The organism is Pseudophaeobacter profundi (assembly GCF_029697505.1).
Lineage (GTDB): Bacteria > Pseudomonadota > Alphaproteobacteria > Rhodobacterales > Rhodobacteraceae > Pseudophaeobacter > Pseudophaeobacter profundi.
In genome coordinates this window covers 574,787-592,937 of sequence record NZ_JARJEF010000001.1, presented here as the reverse complement: position 1 = coordinate 592,937, position 18,151 = coordinate 574,787, and the positions used below count along the sequence as shown (strand labels likewise).

Here is an 18,151-nt window from a genome sequence, read left to right as displayed (position 1 = left end):
TTCAGACCTCCACTTGGCTGGGTTCGTAGATCGACGGCGGCAGATCATAGCCCCAGAGGCGGAAGCGCTCGGAATAGTGGCTGCGCACACCGCTGGCGGTGAAATGGCCAATAATCTTGTTGTCGGGGGTCAGGCCTACGCGCTGAAAGCGGAACAGCTCTTGCATGGAGATTACATCGCCTTCCATGCCGGTGATTTCGGTGATCGACGTCATGCGGCGAGAGCCATCCTGCAGGCGCGAGGCCTGTACAATCACGTTTACCGCTGAAGAGATCTGGCTGCGGACTGCCTTGATTGGCATCTCCATGCCGGCCATGGCGATCATGTTTTCCAGTCGTGAAATCCCATCGCGCGCCGAGTTGGCGTGAATGGTGGTCATCGACCCATCGTGGCCAGTGTTCATCGCCTGCAGCATGTCGATGACTTCTTCGCCACGGGTTTCACCGACGATGATGCGATCAGGCCGCATCCGCAGGGCGTTTTTCAGACAGTCACGCGGGGAAACTTCGCCTTTGCCTTCCACATTGGGTGGGCGGCTTTCCATCCGGCCCACATGGGTCTGTTGCAGCTGCAGTTCGGCGGTGTCTTCGATGGTGAGGATACGTTCGGAATTATCGATAAACGAGGATAGCGCGTTCAACGTGGTGGTTTTACCAGAACCGGTCCCGCCCGAGACGATCACGTTGAGCCGGGTGGAGACCGCCGCCTGGAGGTAGGCGGCCATTTCTTCTGTGAAGGCGCCAAATTCAACCAGATCATCAATGCCGAGTTTGTCCTTTTTGAACTTTCGGATCGACACCAGCGAACCATCCACCGCAACCGGGGGAACCATGGCGTTGAAACGCGAGCCATCGGCAAGGCGGGCATCGACATAAGGGTTGCTTTCATCGACCCGGCGGCCAACGGCCGAGACGATCTTGTCGATGATCCGCATCAGGTGCTTTTCATCCTTGAAGGCGATATTGCTCAACTGCAGTTTACCGCTGCGCTCGATAAAGATCTGATGCGGACCATTGACAAGAATATCGCTGACCGTGTCATCCTGCAGCAGGGTCTCTAGCGGGCCAAGGCCGGTCACCTCGTCGTAGAGTTCCTTGTTCAGGGTCATGCGGTCTTCGCGGTTGAGCACAATGCCCTTTTCCTCGAGCAGCTCTGAGGCGATGGCCGATATCTCGCCGCGCAATTCCGCTTCCGGGGCGGTTTCCAGGGCTGCCAGATTGAGGTTTTCCAGCAGATCGCGGTGCAGCTGAACCTTGATGTCGCTCAGTCTCTCCTGGCGTTTGCGCTCTTTGTCCTGGGCTGTGGCCTCGGCGGCTATGCGCGCGGTTGTGGGGCGGCGCAGGCTTGCGCTCGGCTTGGCGGCAGGCACGGGGGCTGCGGCAGCTAGGGCCGCTGGTTTGGCGATTTCTGCTTTTGGTTTGGTGACTGGCTTCTTGTATTTGGAAAACATGAGAGACCCCCAAGGTTGCTCTATGACGTTTCAGAGGTTCGAAACTAGGCGGCGGCCTCGGCCTCACTGGCCCCCAGATCATGCAGAGAGCGCGCCAATTTGGCGATTTCTTTGCGCAGGGGGTTCTTGGCGTTGGACATGGCCAGTGGCAGCCCGTGATCGCAGCTTTGGGCGATGGGCTTACCGCCATCTGGCAGCTGCAGATCAATGGCAATGTCCAGGCTTTCGGCCATCCGTTTGACGCGGCTTTTACCGCTGAGATCGGTGAACTTTGGCGCCCGGTTCAGGGCAAAGCGCAGCTTGTCAAAAGGTAGGCCTTCGGATTGCAGCGCCCGTTTTAGCCGCAGCGCGTTCTGGGCAGAGCGCATGTCCAGCTCGATCAGGGCGAAATACACATGCGCCATTTGCAGGATGGTTTCAGACCATTGCACCAGCGTATGAGGCATATCAATGATGACAAAATCAAAATGGCTGCGGGCCATTTCCACCACGCGTTCCACATCTTCAACCGTGATGAATTCAAGCGGGATCATTTCGCTGGGTGCGGTCAGCACCTGCAGTTTTTCCTGAAACGGCAACAGGGCCTGGCCAAACATTTCGGCATCCATGTTCTCGGTTTCGTTGAACATCTCCATCACCACCTCTCGGCGGGGCAGGTCCAGATAGGTAGAGACAGACCCCTGCTGCATGTCGAAATCCAACAGGCAGACCGAAGGCGATTTCTGTGTGCTGATCTCTGCCAGTTCCCAAGCGAGATTCACGGCCAGGGTGGTCGAACCGGTGCCTCCGGCCAGCCCGTGGCAAACGATCACCGCGCCTTCACGGCGGGAGTTTTCCTGCAATGGGTGCAGGGTGCTTGCGGCGACGGGCTCTGGTTCAGGTGTGCTCAGCCGGTCAATTGCCGCCTGTAATTCGCGTTCGGGCAGCGGGTAGGGGATGAATTCATCAGCCCCCTGGCGCAGCAGGGTATGCAATGCCGCGGGGCTGACTTCTTCGGCGATCAGGATTACCTTGATGTCGCGCGCCTTGGCCTGGCTGATGATCTCTCCCATCTGGGCCAGGTTGGCTTCGTCTTCGCCATCCATCGCCAGGGCTACAAATTCAAGGGTTTCGGCTTCGGGTTGGGCAAAGAAGGCCAGGGTTTCGTTAAAGCCCAGATCGCCCCAGGCCTCGCCCAGGGCCGCTTCCATGTCTTCAATCAAGAGGTCAAAGTTCTGCACGTCGCGGCTGATGGTGCAGGCGACAATGGCAGGGGTTTCTGTTTGCGGCACTTCACTGCTCATCGACATCATCCTCTTGGTTTCAAGGTCGCCTGACGCAAGACGGAACGCAGGTTACCTCTGAGGCTCAATGTCGATGAAGATCTGGGCAAGATTGGGGCCAAAAAGCCCCAAATGTAGGGAATTGTTAAAGGAACCTTACCTATTCCAGGTTGGTGTTCAGCGCTTGATCGGAGGTAAGCGTGGTACTGGATACTGCGCTGGCCACATAGTCCCGGTAGATGATCTGCGCATATTTCCCATCCAGAACCGTAGGATGGCGCTTCAGAAAGCCGCTGACTTCGGTCACGGTGCGGCGATTGCGGCGTTCGGCCTGTTGGGTCAGGATCAGCGGCTGGCTTTCCCCCTGCGATACCATGGCCTCCAGGCGATTACGGCTGATACCACGGCTGACCAGATGGTTGACGGCAGCGCGGGCGCGGCGCAGGCCCAGACGTTTGTTGTAGCTGCTGCTGCCAACAGAATCGGTATGACCATAGACGCGGAAGCGCACTTCGGGGAATTGCTTGATCCAGCTGGCCTGACGATCCAGAACCGCGCGGGCTTCGCCGTCCAGCCTGGCGTCATCAAAAGCAAAATTGATGGTGGTTGGCACTTCCTCGGCAAAGCGCGTCGCCAGTTGGATGGCATAGGCGTCTTCGCCGCTCATCATCGCGGCGTTGTTGCGCGTCGATGCCCCCAGAAGGCTTTCATCAAGTGGCTCTCCTGCCTGATTATAGCTGCAGGCTGAGATGCTAAGAACCAGCCCAACGAGGGTCATGCTTTTGATCATTTTCCCGGTCATCCTTTAGGTCAGTCCATCACATAGCCGTAAGAGCCATTGAAGTCTTGCTTGGCAACTTCGCTGGCGGGGCCTTTCTGTGTATTGGCCGTACGGCCCAGCAGGAACAGTTCAGCCTCGCTTGGCGGCTTGATGCGATCGGTCGGCAGGCTGAGGGCTTCGCCACGGGTGGGCGTGACCAGATGGGCGCTGACAATGATCACCAGTTCGGTCTGATTGCGCTGATAGTCCGCGCTGCGGAACAAGGCGCCAAGCACCGGAATGTCACCGAGCCAAGGTACCTGGCCTGAGTTGTCGCGAAACTCGTCTTCAACAAGGCCCGCGATGGCAAAGCTTTCGCCATCACGCAGCTCAACCGTTGTTTCGGTTTCACGACGTGAAAATGCATTTACGCTTAGTCCTGCTGCAGTAATCGAATTGGCGGTATCAATCGCCGAGACAGCGGCGCGAAGTTCAAGATTGATCAGGTCACCATCCACCACCCGCGGGATAAAGTTCAACTCGATCCCGAAGGGTTTGAATTCAATGGTTACAACCCCTTCTTCCTGAGACACAGGGATCGGATATTCCCCCCCTGCGAGGAACTTGGCTTCCTGACCTGACAGGGCCGAAAGGTTTGGTTCTGCCAGGGTCCGGACCACGCCCTTTTTTTCCAGCGCTTCCAGGAGCAGACTAACCTGTGTTGATCCGACACCAAAATTCAATGCCAAAGCGCCTTCTGATCCGGGCAGACCAGTGCCGCTGAGAAGGCTACCAGTTACAGATGCGGCAGTACCGGTACCTGAATCGATGCTTCTGGACAGACCAACGGAGGAGCGCAGGGCCTTAGAGACCGAGCGCTGCATTTCGGCAAAGCGTACCTTGAGCATCACCTGCTGCACGCCACCGACGCTCATCAAATTGCTGACACGTTCGGGGGCGTAGCGTTCGGCCAGATCAAGGGCACGTTGCAGTCGGGCCGCGCTAGAGACATTGCCGGACAGCACGATACCGTCATTGGCCGTGCGGACCTCGATCTTTTCACCGGGCAGGATCTGGCCAAGGCGCTGTTTGAATTCCGACACATCTGCCGCAACCCGGACGTTTACATTGGTGATCAACTGGCCAGAGGCATCCAACAACGTCAGCGTGGTAAGGCCCGGTGATTTGCCCAGCACATAAATGGTACGATCCGATAGGGATGAAATATCGGCGATATTGGGGTTGGCGATGCTCAGCTCGGCAAAGGGGTCGTCGCTTTCGACCACCACTGCGCGGTTCATTGGCACGTCCAGGGTGACAGAGGTGCCGCGCTTGACAACCCGCAGCCCATTGGCCTGCGCCACATCTGGCGCACTCATGCAGAGCAGCGAAAGCCCAGTGAGCGCCGCCGTCATAATTCTACGAATTTTCATGTGACCTGCCTTTCCGATCACGCCTCAATTTCGGGTCTTTTTGCCCGGTGTTGTGGGGCACTGTGCTGCAATTTGTGAATTATTGCAAGAATCAATGGCTTCTGAGGCGGCTTTGCTGTGGGCCGATGGCAACAGACAAAACCGAGCCACCCTTTTGGGATGGCTCAGTATATGGGGCAATTTATTGAGAACACATCAGTTATCGCTCTGGCGAGATGGTGGCCAGGAGGGGGGCGACCGGATCAGTTGGTGCAGGGGATCGGGATCTCGACCACCTCTGCACCGCGTCGGGTGCGGATGGTGCAGACGCGTTTTTGCTCTACCGGCTCTGGTATCTGGCGTTCGCCCAGCCCCAAAAGACTGCGCTGGTTCACTTCTATGACGGAAGCAACAGTATCGTCACCGGCCCCAACAAGCGACAGCGACAGCCGCCCGGTTGTCTGCGCCTGTGCCAGCGCAGCAACCTGTCCGGGCTGTACCGCGACGGTCACGGTGCGGGCGATGGTTGCACCATTGATTTCAGAGCTGGCGCTTTGGTCAACGGCGATCAGTTCAATGCTGGGTTCAATCAGCCGGGTGATTTCCTGATTGCCGCCACTGCTTTGACCGCGTACCGACCCGGTCCAGTAAACGTCGACACGGTCACCGGGGCGCAAAAAGCCAGAAACGCCAGAAGAGACATCAACCTTGATCGCAAAGGCGCGCATGCCGCGCCGCAACTGCGAGGTAATCCCGGCACCCTGGCCCGGATTGGTCAGCTTGGCGGTCAGCAGGGCCTCGTCCTTTTCCATTGTCCGCAGCACAACCCGCAGATCGCCGGGATTGGCCGGAGGGAACAACTCGTCCAGCGAGGTAAAGGCACCTTCGGGAATGGATTCGCTGGGCCAGCGCACCTTGCGCACGGCCTCTTTTGTCAAGCGTTCGCCATATTTCAGCGGCTTGTTAGCAACAAAAACATCTGTTGTCGGGATCACTTCGCCACGATTGGCGCGTTCCCGTGCAAGCTCATTCTGGTAGGCGGTGATATAGTTCTTGGCCATCATCACGGCGCCACCGGCGAGGGCGACCCCGACAATCAGGACTAATCCAAACACTGCGCGCATGGTTGAGACCTCTCAATTATTGTCCAGACCGGGTCAGAGTTCCCTGGCAAGGTCGGAGCTGTGTCGTGGTAACAGGGCAGGCTCTGCATTCTGCAGCAGCCTGGCTGGCGATGGCGTCAGAAGAAATCGATGCTTTCCAGGTAGATTTGGGTATTCTCCGCCACGGTAGAGATCGCAGTGGGCATCATTGTGTAGATGATGGCAGCCAGTAGAACCACAACCGCCGTCATGACCACCCAGTCTACAGTCACGGCACCGTCGTCACTGGCAATGAACAACCAGAACTTTTTCATAGCACACTCGCAATCGTTCAGCCTAGGACAAGAGGCCGCGTCCTTTTGAAAGACGCGGCCTCGGAACTTATGCAGGCCTAAGCCAATAGCCTAGGAGACAAGACCTTATGGCGTCACGTTTGCGTTCGCACCACCTGCACCAACGGTGTTTACACCGGTGGTGGTGATGAAGCTTGCGGTGTCGCCAGACACGGTGTCTGTGGCGGTTTCGATGGCAGTGTATGCGGCACCGGCCAGGGCAGCGACGGCAGCGGTCAGAACAACCCAGTCAACGGTCACGGCGCCAGAGTCGTCTTTACGGAAGTTTTTGATGAACTTGATCATTGTGTTGTCCCTCCAAAGGATCACTAAATATATTCGATGTCCTGGCGACGTTGTTTCAGGGTCTGTCTCTCTCTCTCACCGACCCTGTGTCGCTTGGATGAATATATATAGCCGGGAGAGCATGGCAGCATTTGGGCTGGAATCTGGAAAACCCTGCCTAAATTTAACTTTTCCACAAGGAGGGTTTTAACTGGTTGATAATGTAGATTTTATTTCTTTACCTTTTATCAACCTCAGAGGCCGTTCAGCGGCAGAACAGGCGAAATAAGGCGATTTTGCCTGATTTGCCCCGCTAAAACTGGCATTTGTCGCCGCGATCGGCGAGTCTGCTGGGCAAAAGACCCTTTGAGCGAGCACGGATATGACCAAGAGATCAATATTGGGACTGCAGGTGTTCTGCGCAGCGCTTGCCCTGGCCCTGGCTCCAGAGCCCGCCGCAGCCCAGCAAAGTGGCAGCGCGACTGGCATTGGCACCGATAATGGCCACGGGGCGGTTGGTGCGAAATCGCCGCCGCCGCCCTTTCCCAGCTTTGAAGCGCGGCGTGTCACCGCGCCAAAGCCGGGTACACCACCAAAGATCACCATCCAGATTACCGAGCCCGCGCCTCTGGCTCGGGTCACCAGCCCAGAGATCACAAGCGGTCCGGCAGGGGAGGCAGCAGAGGTTGGCCGCTATGGCTGGTTCTGGCAGCGGGTCCCTGCCGGGCTAGAGGGCGAAGGGCAGCGCAATCGGCTAGAAAACGCCCTGGCCGCCCTGCAGACCGCGCCCACACCTGTTTCGACGCCGGGCCTGCAGCTGATGCAGCAGATCATACAAGAGCAGGCGGCGCCGATCCTGTTGTCTTCGGCGGGGACAAAGGTTTCGCCTGCGCTGGTCTTGGCGGTGATTGCGGTGGAATCCTCGGGCGAAAGCGATGCGGTGAGTTCGGCGGGCGCTGGTGGGCTGATGCAGCTGATGCCGGATACCGCCGCGCGCTTTGGCGTCGATGACGCGTTGAACGCCGCGCAGAATATCAGCGGTGGGATTAAATATCTGGATTGGCTGCTGGAAGAGTTCTCGGGGGATGCTGTGCTGGCGCTGGCGGGCTACAACGCCGGAGAGGGCGCGGTGCGGGCGCATCAAGGTGTGCCGCCTTTTGCCGAGACTCGCGACTATGTTCCCAAGGTGCTGGCTGCCTACCAGGTGGCACGGGCGCTTTGCCTGACCCCCCCCGAGTTGATTTCCGATGGCTGCGTTTTTCGCCAGTTGAAATAGGCATCTGCAGGGGCAGGGGAGGGAACGCGGGGCCAGTCCGTAAGAGCCCCGCGTCTATCGGTGCTGCGCGGCTTAGCCGTAAAGCGCACGCGCCTGAGAGAAAGACAACAGGCGTTTGCTATTCTCGTCCCAGAGATGCAGCCGGGCACAGGACAGGCTCTCTCGGATGGTGAGCCGGTTCTTCATCCCCAGTTCGGAATGATCGCGGATCACCTCTGTCAGGCGGTAAAACGGGATGCGGCTGTAAAGATGATGCACCTGGTGAATGCCGATATTGGCAGAGAACCATTGCAGCACTGCTGGCAGCACATAGTAAGAGCTGCCATTCAACGCCGCATCGTGCAGTTGCCAGTCTTCGGCCGTTTCCCAGTGGGTGGTTTCAAACTGGTGCTGGACATAGAAGAGCCAAACGCCAGCCGTGGCTGCCAGAATAGTCGAGGGCAGAAAGATCAGCAGCAGCGGCAGCAACCCGCCAAAATACCAGATCACCGCCAGCGCTGCCAGAATGGCCAGATTGGTGCCCATGGCGCTGGTCCAGTAGCGCAGGCTGTTCATCAGCCCCAGTGGAATACGGTTCTGCAACAGGAACAGATAGCTAGGCCCCAAGCCAAACAGGGTAAAGGGGCTGCGATAGACCCGGTAGTGCAGTTTGCCAAAGGTCGACAGCGCCTTGTATTCGGCCACGGTCAGCGTATGCACATCGCCCATGCCGCGCTTGTCGAGGTTCCCCGCCGCGCTGTGGTGCTCTGAATGGGTGCGGCGCCATACGTCATAGGGGGTGAGTGTCAGAACCCCCAGCACCCGGCCGACCCAGTCGCTCAGCCGACGGTTCTTGAAAAAGGCACCATGGCCGCAATCATGCTGAATGGTGAACAGGCGCAGCAAAAAGGCCGCATTCAGTACCGATATGCCAAAGGTCAGCCAGTAGCTGATCGAAAGCGCCCACCAGGCCAGGGCCCAAAGCAGGACAAACGGGATGGCACTGACACCAAGCTCAAAGCTGCTGCGTAGTTCATTCGGCTCGCGGTATTTTGCCAGAATCTTCACCCAATCGCGCGAAGACCGCTCCGTTGGTTGCGGTTTGGGAAGGTCATTGGGGTTTGTCATGCGCCTGCCGTATTATCGTTGGAATGTGGACCATCGGATAAACTACCTGTGCTGCTTGGCAAGGTATTTGTGACAGCAATCTGTGCACATGGTCTTTATGCTATCAAAAAAGACGCAGGTATTCTGGGTTTTGAGCTGTAGACCAGCCTTTGGATCCAATGGCCATCTGACGTTACGTTAAGGTCAGGATTGGCAAACACCAAACCGGTGCAATGACTTGGCCGTTCAGATGTTAAAAAGGGCCCAACTGCGCAGGCAGATGGACCCAGGGAATGTCTGCAAGGTCTGAAAACACCGCCGCCGATGCCTATTGCGGCCCGCTCGGCGGAAATCAGCGCTTTGCGGTTTCAGTTAACAAGCGTTGCCTGTGTTGCGGCCCGCAGCTCGTCTTCGGTGACGCCTTCAGCGCATTCAACGATTTTCAGGCCCCCTTCGACGACATCCAGCACACCAAGGTTGGTGATGATGCGATCCACGACCTTTTGACCGGTGAGGGGCAGGCTGCATTCCTTCAACAGCTTGCTGTCGCCGTGTTTGTTGGTGTGATCCATGACCACAACGACACGGCCAACACCAGCGACCAGATCCATGGCGCCGCCCATGCCTTTGACTAGCTTGCCGGGGATCATCCAGTTTGCCAGGTCACCGTTTTCGGCCACTTCCATCGCGCCCAGGATGGCCATGGCGATCTTGCCGCCACGGATCATCGCAAAGCTCTGCGCCGAGTCAAAATAGGCGGTCTGCGGCAGTTCGGTGATGGTCTGCTTGCCGGCATTGATCAGGTCGGCATCTTCTTCTCCATCAATGGGGAAGGGGCCCATGCCCAGCATGCCGTTTTCCGATTGCAGGGTCACTTCGACACCTTCGGGAATGTAGTTGGACACCAGAGTTGGAATGCCGATGCCGAGGTTCACATACCAGCCATCCTGCAGTTCCTGCGCTGCGCGGGCGGCCATTTGATTGCGGTCCCATGCCATGGATCAGGCCTCCTGTTTTGCGCGGACTGTGCGCTGTTCGATGCGTTTTTCGTGATCACCCTGGATGATGCGATGCACATAGATGCCGGGCAGGTGGATGCTGTCTGGATCAAGCGAGCCAGTGGGCACGATCTCTTCCACTTCGACCACACAGATCTTGCCACAGGTGGCGGCAGGGGCATTGAAATTGCGCGCCGTCTTGCGGAACACCAGGTTGCCGGTTGCATCTGCTTTCCAGGCCTTGATGATGGCCAGATCGGCAAAGATGCCCTCTTCCATGATATAGGTCTCGGATGCACCATCGGGGCCGGTGGGAAAATCCTTGTGCTCTTTGTGGTCGGCAATCACCGTGCCAACACCGGTCTTGGTGTAAAAGCCTGGGATGCCCGCACCGCCTGCACGCATGCGCTCGGCCAGGGTGCCTTGGGGATTGAACTCCAGCTCCAGCTCGCCGCTCAGGTACTGGCGCATGAATTCAGCGTTTTCACCCACATAGGATGAAATCATCTTTTTGACCTGCTTGGTCTGCAACAGGATGCCAATGCCGAAGTCATCAACGCCCGCGTTGTTGGAGGCAAAGGTCAGATCCTTGGTGCCTGCCTCCTTGATTGCATCGAGCAGAAGCTCGGGAATGCCGCAGAGGCCAAAGCCGCCTGCCGCAATGAACATGCCGTCATGAAGCACCCCATCGAGGGCTTCGGCGGCGTTGGAATAGATCTTTTTCATCGAGTTCTCCCATCAACTGCCAGTTGGGCTTGGTTCTGGTACCAAGACGGTCCAGAGTCAATAATACCGAGACCCGCGCGTATTACTACGGAGCGCCAGGGCCAGGGGGGGCTCCCGCGCGTTTGTGGTGTTCTGCTGCGCGAAAACACCACAAAACCCTTGGGCCGGGCGCCGGGCTGTGCCCGGCGCAGTCGCGCGATCCTGAGGGTGTGGTTTCGAGTGGAAATGCCACAATGGAGGAGGCGTTTGCTTGGGGGCACCCCAAGCAAACACGCCGCGCCAAAGGCGCGGCGCTGGGCCCAACGGGAGAGGGGGATCCAATGGATCACCTGATCCGGGCGGGAGCGCCCCGCTGATGACCTTGGGCGGATACGCCAATGACCTGGGCGGACACCCGGACGACGCGCCCAAACACGGGCCTAGGCTTCGCTATCAGCCTTCTGTGCCGGTGCCCTTTTGTGCTGCGGGGGCTTTTTTGGCAGCGGTTTTTTTTGCTGCTGGCTTTTTTGCTGCGGCTTTTTTGGCAGGGGCTTTCTTCTTTGCCGGCGCCTTTTTCTTGGCCCCGGATTTACCTGCCTTTTCCGCGATCCATTCCAGCGCCTGCTCCATGGTCACATCTTTGACCTCGACCTCTTTCGGGATCGTGGCATTGACCTTTTCCCATTTCACATAGGGTCCGTAGCGGCCGTCCATGATGTTTATCGCGCCACCGTCCGGGTGGTTGCCCAATTCCCGCAGGGCCTTGGCAGCAGCCCGGCGCCCGCGCCCCGGGTTGTTGCGCTTCTCGGTGATCATTTCCATCGCCCGGTTCATGCCGATTTCAAAAACGTCCAGCGTCTCTTTCAGATTGGCATAGACCGGTTTTTCCTCATCCGGCAGCTGGTGCATGATATAGGGGCCGAACCGCCCGAGGTTTGATGAAATGACACCGCCTTCGGGGTGGGGACCAATTTCACGCGGCAGGGTCAGCAGGGTGACAGCCTGCTCCAACGTGACCTCATTCGGCCCCCAACCCGGCAGGAAATCCTTGCCCTGCTTGGGCAGCGAAGAGCGCGGTGGCTTCTTGTTTTCGGGTGTGGCCTCACCGCGCTGGACATAGGGGCCAAACCGGCCGGATTTCAGATGGATTTCATCGCCATCATCCTCGCCCAGCACCCGTTCGTAGCCCTCGGCACCTTCACCTGAAATGGGACGGGTATAGACGCATTCGGGGTAGTTGCCGCAGCCGACAAAACCACCGGTGCGCGAAGTCTTCAGGTGCAGTTGCCCCTGGCCGCATTTTGGGCAGATACGGGGGTCGGTACCGTCTTCGCGCGGCGGGTACAGTTGCGGCGCAAGGGTTTCGTCCAGCACATCCAGCACCTCGGAGATGCGCAGATCAGAGGTTTCTGAAATCGCCGCCGAGAAATCGCGCCAAAATTTGCTCAGGATGTCTTTGTAGTCTCGCCCGCCGGCACTTACGTCATCCAGTTCGCCTTCCAGATTCGCGGTGAATTCATAGCCCACGTAGGTGCGGAAGAAGTTCAGCAGAAAGATGGTGACAATCCGGCCCTTGTCTTCGGGGTACAGACGGTTCTTGTCCTTGCGGACATATTCGCGGTCCTGGATCGTGGTAATCACCGAAGCATAGGTCGAGGGGCGGCCAATGCCCAGCTCTTCCATGCGCTTGACCAGGGTTGCTTCGGTAAAGCGGGGGGGCGGCTGGGTATGGTGCTGCAGGCCCAGAACCGCCGCATTGTCGGACAGGATTGCAGCTGTGGTGCCGGCTTTTTCGGCCTGCGCCCCAAGAGAGGAGGCAAATTTCAGTGCCTCGCCCTGCATGATCTGTGGCAGGCGCTTGTCGTCCTCATCCACCACATCATCGCGGCCCTCTTCATAGACCCGCAAAAAACCGTCGAACAGCATGACCTGGCCTGTGGCGCGCAGCATGACCTGGCCATCTTTTGACCCCAGATCAACGGTGGTACGTTCCAGCCGTGCGCCCTCCATCTGGCAGGCGAGTGTCCGCTTCCAGATCAGATCATAAAGCTTGCGTTGGTCATCTTCCGAGACCTTCAGGCTCTTTGCATCGCGGCTCATTTCGGTGGGGCGGATACATTCGTGCGCCTCTTGCGCGTTCTTGGCCTTGTTCTTGTAGATGCGCGGGCTGCTGGGCACATATTCGGCGCCATAGCGGGTGGCAATTTCAGCGCGCGCTTCCTGGACCGCTTCGGGCGCCATGTCGATGCCGTCTGTCCGCATATAGGTGATATAGCCCGCCTCATAGAGCCGCTGTGCCGTGTTCATGCACTGTTTGGCGCCCATGCCGAACTTGCGGCTGGCTTCCTGCTGCAGGGTCGAGGTCATGAAAGGGGCGGAAGGATTGCGCGCGGCAGGCTTGGCCTCGACCGATTGGGCAACCATGTCTCGGCTGGACACCGCCTGCACGGCCAGTTCGGCGGCGGTGGAATTGGCCAGGCTGTATTTGTCGAGCTTGTCGCCCCCAAGGACTGTAAGCCGGGCTTCGAATTCCTGGCCGCGCGGGGTGGCGAGGTTGGCCTTGACCGACCAATATTCCTGCGGATTGAAGGCTTCAATCTCCATCTCGCGCTCAACAATCAGGCGCAGACAGACGGATTGCACGCGGCCCGCCGATCGGGCACCGGGCAATTTGCGCCACAATACCGGCGACAGGTTGAAGCCCACCAGATAGTCCAGCGCACGGCGCGCCAGATAGGCCTCGACCAGGGGCATATCCACCTGACGGGGGTTGCGCATGGCTTCGGCCACGGCCTCTTTGGTGATGGCGTTAAAGGTCACCCGGCTGACGGGGGTATCCTTTTTGATCGACCGCCGTTTGGTCAGCGCCTCTTGCAGATGCCAGCTGATCGCCTCGCCTTCGCGGTCGGGGTCAGTTGCGAGAATCAGTTCGTTGTCTTCTTTCAACGCATCGGCGATGGCTTTGACATGTTTTCGGCTGTCGGCGCCGACTTCCCATGTCATCTCAAAGTCGTTGTCGGTATCAACTGATCCATTCTTTGCAGGCAGGTCACGCACATGGCCGTAGGAGGCCAGAACTGTGTAGTCCGAGCCCAGATACTTATTGATAGTTTTGGCTTTGGCCGGGGATTCGACGACAACAACTGGCATGTAATTCTTTGGCCTCTTATGTGCACTAACGGGCGTTCTATGGCTGCGCAAGTTCAGCGGCGCAAGGGGAGAATGTCAATGAGAGAGCATTGGACGCAGCCCAGACGCTGCAAGCAGAGGGCAAATTACTGGGTAAGCAGATCATAATTTCGGGTGGGTGCCCGACCTGTTTTCGGCGGATTGGCCTGTGCCAGATCGCGGTGCCCTTTTGTGCCCGTCTGGGTCCCGGTCCCGCGCGGCGGCGGGCGCTACAAGGCGGGCGCTGCGCTTAGGGCTTGGTGCTATGGCGGGCGAGGAACCCACCTGGGAAACGTTCGATCTTGCCTTCCAGCTCCAACTCAGTGATCGCGGGGGAAAAGGTCTGGGGCGAAACCTTTAGATCCCGCATGACCTGTTCCGAGGCCGTCGGGCTAGGCCCAAGGCGGGCCAGGATTTGTTGGTGCAACGCTGCGGTTTCTTGCAGGCTGCGGGTCTCGGGCGCGGCAACGGGCAGGTTTGACTGCGCCTGGTTAAGCGCGGAAGGTTGGCCCAACCTGCCTTGGGTCTTGTGGCGGCGCGCAGGCGCGAGGGCAGGCACCGCCGGGTCAGTGTCTGGCGGAAACAGGTCGGTGGCGGCCTGGGCAACCGGTGTTTCGGTTGGTCGGAGCTGCGTGTCAGAGCCAAGCGGCGGCAAGGCGGCAATCACATCCTCGGCGTTGCGTACCAGAATGGCCCCATCGCGGATCAGCGCATTGCAGCCATAGGCGCGGGCATCAAAGGGGTGGCCGGGCACCGCCAGGACATCGCGGCCAAGATCCAGCGCGTCGCGTGCGGTGATCAGGCTGCCAGACCGGCCGGCGGCCTCGACCACGATCACCGCCAGGGAAAGACCGGCAATAATGCGATTGCGGGCGGGAAAATGCCGGGCCTGGGGCGTCTGGCCCATTGGTTGTTCCGACAGGGTCAGCCCCCTGGCGGCAATGTTTTCAGCCAGCGAGGCGTTTTGCGGTGGATAGATGACATCACATCCCCCGGCGAGCACCGCGATTGTGCCATTGTCGAGGCTGGCAAGGTGCGCCGCAGTGTCAATGCCGCGCGCCAGTCCGGAAACCACCGCATAGCCGGCCGCACCCAGGTCCTTGGCAAGGCTGCGCGCCATACGCGTCCCGAGGGACGAGGCATTGCGGGCGCCGACAATGGCAATCATCGGCCGAGTCAGCAGTTGCAGATCTCCAATCGCCCAAATCAGCGGCGGGGCAGACGCAAGCTGCGACAGAGGGGCAGGATAAAGGGGGTCATCAAAGCACAAAAGCCGCGCTTTGGCGGCTTTTGCAGTTGATAGTTCTTTGGCTACTACTGGTGCAGGACATATTTCATACCCTGTGAACCCGGCAGCACGCGCCATTTTAGGCAACGCTTCCAGCGCATTCTGCGCTGAACCATGCTCTGACAGCAGGCGGTGAAAATTTACCGGCCCTACACGTCGAGAGCGCAAAAGACGAAGCCTGGAAAACAAAGTTTCTTCCGTGGTGGGTGGGAGTGGGGGGTGAGTGGAAGAATGTGCTTCTTCAGTCATCCGCGGCTCCGCCTATTTGCTGTTAATGAAATACCCCGGCAATGGTTAACAGGGTGTGAATGTCTGAAAATTATCCAAATTTTTTTGACAAAGACGTCATGCATTTCAGTCACCTCCGTCGTGATGCAGCAGGGCCTTGAAATCCAAAGTGAAAGATTGGATTCGCCGGGGCAAGTCTGCCCTGTATTGGCCTTTCTGGATCGTTAAAAACACAAAAAACGCGCCCATACGGGACGCGTTCTTTGGTCTTTGGGCCGCTGGAGCGCGGAAATCTGCGATGGAATCCTGATCTTCTTCCCTGGGATTCTCTTAGGTGGCAGAGCCACCAACCGTCAGCCCGCCCATCAACACGCTGGGCTGGCCAACGCCAACGGGCACCCATTGCCCTGCCTTGCCGCAGTTGCCCATGCCCGGATCCAGCGCCATGTCATTGCCGAGGGCGCGAATTTGTTTCAGCGCGGTGGCGCCGTCGCCAATCAGCGTCGCGCCCTTGACGGGTGCGCCAATCTTGCCGTTTTCCACCCGGTAGGCCTCGGTGCAGGAGAAGACAAACTTGCCATTGGTGATGTCAACCTGGCCGCCACCAAACCCAACGGCCCAGATGCCATCCTTGATATCGCCGACCAGATCGCCGGGATCGCTGTCGCCGCCTAGCATATAGGTATTGGTCATCCGCGGCATCGGCGCATGGGCATAGCTCTGGCGGCGGCCATTGCCGGTGGGTTCGACCCCCATCAGGCGGGCATTCTGGCGGTCCTGCATAAAGCCCACAAGGATGCCATCTTCGATCAGGGTGGTCTTTTGCGAAGGGGTGCCTTCATCATCTACCGTGATGGAGCCGCGCCGGTCTGCGATGGTGCCATCGTCCAGGACGGTGACACCGGGGGCCGCAATGCGCTGGCCCATCAGGCCCGCAAAGGCGGAACTGCCCTTGCGATTGAAATCGCCTTCCAGTCCATGGCCAATGGCTTCGTGCAGCAAAATACCCGGCCAGCCAGGCCCAAGCACAACTTCCATCGCACCGGCCGGGGCTGGGACAGCCTCTAGGTTGACCAGGGCGATCCGCAGGGCCTCTTTGGCTTTGGCCCCCCAGGCGGCGGGATCAATCAGCCCATCCAGGCCGATGCGGCCACCGCCCCCGGCCGAGCCGCTTTCGCGCCGCCCGTCCTGTTCGACAATCACCGAAATGTTCAGTCGGGTCATCGGCCGCGTGTCGCGCACACGCACGCCATCGGCGCGCAGAATTTCAATTTCCTGCAGAGAGGCGGCAATCGAGGCCGAGACCTGTACCACCCGTGGATCCAGGTCGCGGGCAAAGGCATCAATTTCGCGCAGGGTTTCGACCTTGACGGGAAAGGCGTGATCGCCAATCGGGTCGGCATCGCCATAGAGTTTGGTATTGGTGGGTTTCGGGGCATCGGCATAGGTGCCGCCACCGCTGCCAACCGCCAGCCGAGCCGTCTGTGCGGCGCGTTTAAGAGCAGAAATCGATACATCGGTCGAATGGGCATAGCCTGCCACTTCGCCGTTCACCGCCCTCAGCCCAAAGCCTTCGGCTGCATCATAGCTGGCGCTGCGCAGCCTGCCATCATCAAACATCAAGGCTTCGGACTTGTGGCGCTCGACAAAAATCTCGCCATCATCGGCCCCAGTGAGGGTCTTCCGCAGAATGGGCAGCGCCTCATTCTCGGGGAGAAGGGTTTCAAAGGGTCGAAAGGCTGGGTTTTCCATGTCACGGACCTCGGGTTTTTTGATCTAAATCAAGAAAGCGACGCTTTGACGCTTGCCTGCCTCTTTATCTGTACGCCTGAATATGATTTTAAGCAGCATCAAAGACAACGGGTCAGGCGCGTTTTGTGGAATCATCATTTCCGCGGGCGCGATCGGCTGTAGGAACAACACGATCAATAAAGATCAGGACATGATATGAAGAATGCTTTGATGCTTTCGGGCCTTTTTGCTGGCCTTTCCAGTCTTCCAGCCGCCGCGCAAGAAGGGTTGGAAACTATTGGTAAGCCGACAGATGGCGGCCTGAACTTCCAACCGGCGGGAACTGAACTTGCCGAAGGCATCCACCAACTCGACTGGATGATTCTTATCATCATCACGGTCGTTTGCCTCTTTGTCGCGGGGCTGATGCTCTACGCTATCGTGCGGTTCAACCGCCGCGCCAACCCAGAATCGGCGAGCTTTACGCACAACACCCCGATTGAAATCGCCTGGACCCTGATCCCCATTCTGGTGCTTGTGTTCATTGGTTCTTTCTCGCTGCCCGAACTGTTTCGCCAGCAGGAAATCCCTGAAGGTGACGTCACCATCAAGGTGACCGGGTATCAGTGGTACTGGGGCTATGAATATGTCGACCACGAGTTTGGCTTTGAGAGCTTCCTGCTGCCAAAGGACAAACTGGCTGAAAACGGTTTCGCCGAAGATGAATATCTGCTGGCCACCGACACCTCGGTTGTTGTGCCCGTTGGCAAGACCGTCGTGATGCAGGTAACAGGCGCGGATGTGATCCACTCCTGGACGATCCCTGCCTTTGGCGTGAAGCAGGATGCGGTTCCAGGCCGTCTGGCCGAACTGTGGTTCAAGGCGGAAAAAGAAGGCATCTACTTTGGTCAGTGTTCGGAACTGTGCGGTAAGGACCACGCCTATATGCCGATCACCGTAAAAGTGGTCAGCCAAGAGGCCTATGACGCATGGCTGAAAGGCGCAATCGACGAATACGCCGGTCTGCCCCAGTCCTATCAGGTTGCTTCCAACTGAGGCACGCCTCA

Annotated in this window: 15 protein-coding genes; 2 read left to right on the top strand and 13 right to left on the bottom strand. The window is 58.5% G+C overall.

Annotated features, from left to right (window positions below):
* Position 1 precedes the first annotated feature (1 nt).
* From P2081_RS02805 to P2081_RS02775, 7 genes are all read right to left on the bottom strand, one after another.
* Positions 2 to 1,450: a TadA family conjugal transfer-associated ATPase gene (locus tag P2081_RS02805; RefSeq protein WP_278921342.1), complete on the bottom strand. Its 1,449-nt coding sequence runs from the start codon at positions 1,448 to 1,450 to the stop codon at positions 2 to 4.
* Positions 1,451 to 1,494: 44 nt separating this feature from the next.
* Positions 1,495 to 2,733 carry a CpaE/TadZ family protein gene (locus P2081_RS02800; protein ID WP_278921341.1) on the bottom strand — a complete coding sequence of 413 codons (1,239 nt, stop codon included), beginning with the start codon at positions 2,731 to 2,733 and terminating at the stop codon, positions 1,495 to 1,497.
* 139 nt (positions 2,734 to 2,872) lie between these two features.
* Positions 2,873 to 3,502: an OmpA family protein gene (locus P2081_RS02795; RefSeq protein ID WP_278921340.1), complete on the bottom strand. Its 630-nt coding sequence runs from the start codon at positions 3,500 to 3,502 to the stop codon at positions 2,873 to 2,875.
* Between the two features lie 20 nt (positions 3,503 to 3,522).
* On the bottom strand, positions 3,523 to 4,905 hold the full coding sequence (locus P2081_RS02790; protein ID WP_278921339.1) for a type II and III secretion system protein family protein: 1,383 nt from the start codon (positions 4,903 to 4,905) through the stop codon (positions 3,523 to 3,525).
* Between the two features lie 242 nt (positions 4,906 to 5,147).
* Complete coding sequence (cpaB, locus tag P2081_RS02785; protein ID WP_278921338.1) at positions 5,148 to 6,008, bottom strand: Flp pilus assembly protein CpaB; 861 nt, start codon at positions 6,006 to 6,008, stop codon at positions 5,148 to 5,150.
* Between the two features lie 116 nt (positions 6,009 to 6,124).
* Positions 6,125 to 6,301, bottom strand: a complete 177-nt coding sequence (locus tag P2081_RS02780; RefSeq protein WP_278921337.1) for a hypothetical protein — start codon at positions 6,299 to 6,301, stop codon at positions 6,125 to 6,127.
* Positions 6,302 to 6,406: 105 nt separating this feature from the next.
* Positions 6,407 to 6,625 carry a hypothetical protein gene (locus tag P2081_RS02775; RefSeq protein ID WP_278921336.1) on the bottom strand — a complete coding sequence of 73 codons (219 nt, stop codon included), beginning with the start codon at positions 6,623 to 6,625 and terminating at the stop codon, positions 6,407 to 6,409.
* Positions 6,626 to 6,986: 361 nt separating this feature from the next.
* Here P2081_RS02775 and P2081_RS02770 point away from each other — a divergent pair, with 361 nt between their 5' ends.
* A complete protein-coding gene (locus tag P2081_RS02770) occupies positions 6,987 to 7,880 on the top strand; it encodes a lytic transglycosylase domain-containing protein (protein ID WP_278921335.1) in 894 nt (297 codons plus the stop codon).
* 72 nt (positions 7,881 to 7,952) lie between these two features.
* Here the strand turns inward: P2081_RS02770 and P2081_RS02765 are convergent, their stop codons facing one another.
* The 6 genes from P2081_RS02765 to tldD all read right to left on the bottom strand — a co-directional run bounded on the left by P2081_RS02765 (position 7,953) and on the right by tldD (position 17,105).
* Positions 7,953 to 8,987, bottom strand: coding sequence for a fatty acid desaturase (locus P2081_RS02765; RefSeq protein ID WP_278921334.1), 1,035 nt, complete (start codon positions 8,985 to 8,987; stop codon positions 7,953 to 7,955).
* 347 nt (positions 8,988 to 9,334) lie between these two features.
* Positions 9,335 to 9,964 (bottom strand): 3-oxoacid CoA-transferase subunit B, encoded by a 630-nt coding sequence (locus tag P2081_RS02760; protein ID WP_278921333.1) that lies wholly within the window; start codon positions 9,962 to 9,964, stop codon positions 9,335 to 9,337.
* A 3-nt stretch (positions 9,965 to 9,967) separates the two neighbouring features.
* On the bottom strand, positions 9,968 to 10,690 hold the full coding sequence (locus P2081_RS02755) for a CoA transferase subunit A (protein ID WP_278921332.1): 723 nt from the start codon (positions 10,688 to 10,690) through the stop codon (positions 9,968 to 9,970).
* A gap of 432 nt (positions 10,691 to 11,122) precedes the next feature.
* Positions 11,123 to 13,819, bottom strand: coding sequence for a type I DNA topoisomerase (gene topA / locus P2081_RS02750; protein WP_278921331.1), 2,697 nt, complete (start codon positions 13,817 to 13,819; stop codon positions 11,123 to 11,125).
* Between the two features lie 268 nt (positions 13,820 to 14,087).
* Positions 14,088 to 15,374 carry a DNA-processing protein DprA gene (dprA, locus tag P2081_RS02745; RefSeq protein WP_278921330.1) on the bottom strand — a complete coding sequence of 429 codons (1,287 nt, stop codon included), beginning with the start codon at positions 15,372 to 15,374 and terminating at the stop codon, positions 14,088 to 14,090.
* Between the two features lie 309 nt (positions 15,375 to 15,683).
* Positions 15,684 to 17,105, bottom strand: coding sequence for a metalloprotease TldD (gene tldD, locus P2081_RS02740; RefSeq protein ID WP_278921329.1), 1,422 nt, complete (start codon positions 17,103 to 17,105; stop codon positions 15,684 to 15,686).
* Positions 17,106 to 17,300: 195 nt separating this feature from the next.
* Here tldD and coxB point away from each other — a divergent pair, with 195 nt between their 5' ends.
* Entirely contained in the window at positions 17,301 to 18,140 is an 840-nt protein-coding gene (gene coxB, locus P2081_RS02735) for a cytochrome c oxidase subunit II (protein WP_278921328.1), read from the top strand.
* The last annotated feature ends 11 nt before the right edge of the window (positions 18,141 to 18,151 follow it).

Excerpts from the sequence above, each read along its gene's own strand:
- P2081_RS02805 (WP_278921342.1), bottom strand. The coding sequence starts at position 1,450 with ATGTTTTCCAAATACAAGAAGCCAGTCACCAAACCAAAAGCAGAAATC.
- P2081_RS02800 (WP_278921341.1), bottom strand. The coding sequence starts at position 2,733 with ATGAGCAGTGAAGTGCCGCAAACAGAAACCCCTGCCATTGTCGCCTGC.
- P2081_RS02795 (WP_278921340.1), bottom strand. The coding sequence starts at position 3,502 with ATGATCAAAAGCATGACCCTCGTTGGGCTGGTTCTTAGCATCTCAGCC.
- P2081_RS02790 (WP_278921339.1), bottom strand. The coding sequence starts at position 4,905 with ATGAAAATTCGTAGAATTATGACGGCGGCGCTCACTGGGCTTTCGCTG.
- cpaB (WP_278921338.1), bottom strand. The coding sequence starts at position 6,008 with ATGCGCGCAGTGTTTGGATTAGTCCTGATTGTCGGGGTCGCCCTCGCC.
- P2081_RS02780 (WP_278921337.1), bottom strand. The coding sequence starts at position 6,301 with ATGAAAAAGTTCTGGTTGTTCATTGCCAGTGACGACGGTGCCGTGACT.
- P2081_RS02775 (WP_278921336.1), bottom strand. The coding sequence starts at position 6,625 with ATGATCAAGTTCATCAAAAACTTCCGTAAAGACGACTCTGGCGCCGTG.
- P2081_RS02770 (WP_278921335.1), top strand. The coding sequence starts at position 6,987 with ATGACCAAGAGATCAATATTGGGACTGCAGGTGTTCTGCGCAGCGCTT.
- P2081_RS02765 (WP_278921334.1), bottom strand. The coding sequence starts at position 8,987 with ATGACAAACCCCAATGACCTTCCCAAACCGCAACCAACGGAGCGGTCT.
- P2081_RS02760 (WP_278921333.1), bottom strand. The coding sequence starts at position 9,964 with ATGGCATGGGACCGCAATCAAATGGCCGCCCGCGCAGCGCAGGAACTG.
- P2081_RS02755 (WP_278921332.1), bottom strand. The coding sequence starts at position 10,690 with ATGAAAAAGATCTATTCCAACGCCGCCGAAGCCCTCGATGGGGTGCTT.
- topA (WP_278921331.1), bottom strand. The coding sequence starts at position 13,819 with ATGCCAGTTGTTGTCGTCGAATCCCCGGCCAAAGCCAAAACTATCAAT.
- dprA (WP_278921330.1), bottom strand. The coding sequence starts at position 15,374 with ATGACTGAAGAAGCACATTCTTCCACTCACCCCCCACTCCCACCCACC.
- tldD (WP_278921329.1), bottom strand. The coding sequence starts at position 17,105 with ATGGAAAACCCAGCCTTTCGACCCTTTGAAACCCTTCTCCCCGAGAAT.
- coxB (WP_278921328.1), top strand. The coding sequence starts at position 17,301 with ATGAAGAATGCTTTGATGCTTTCGGGCCTTTTTGCTGGCCTTTCCAGT.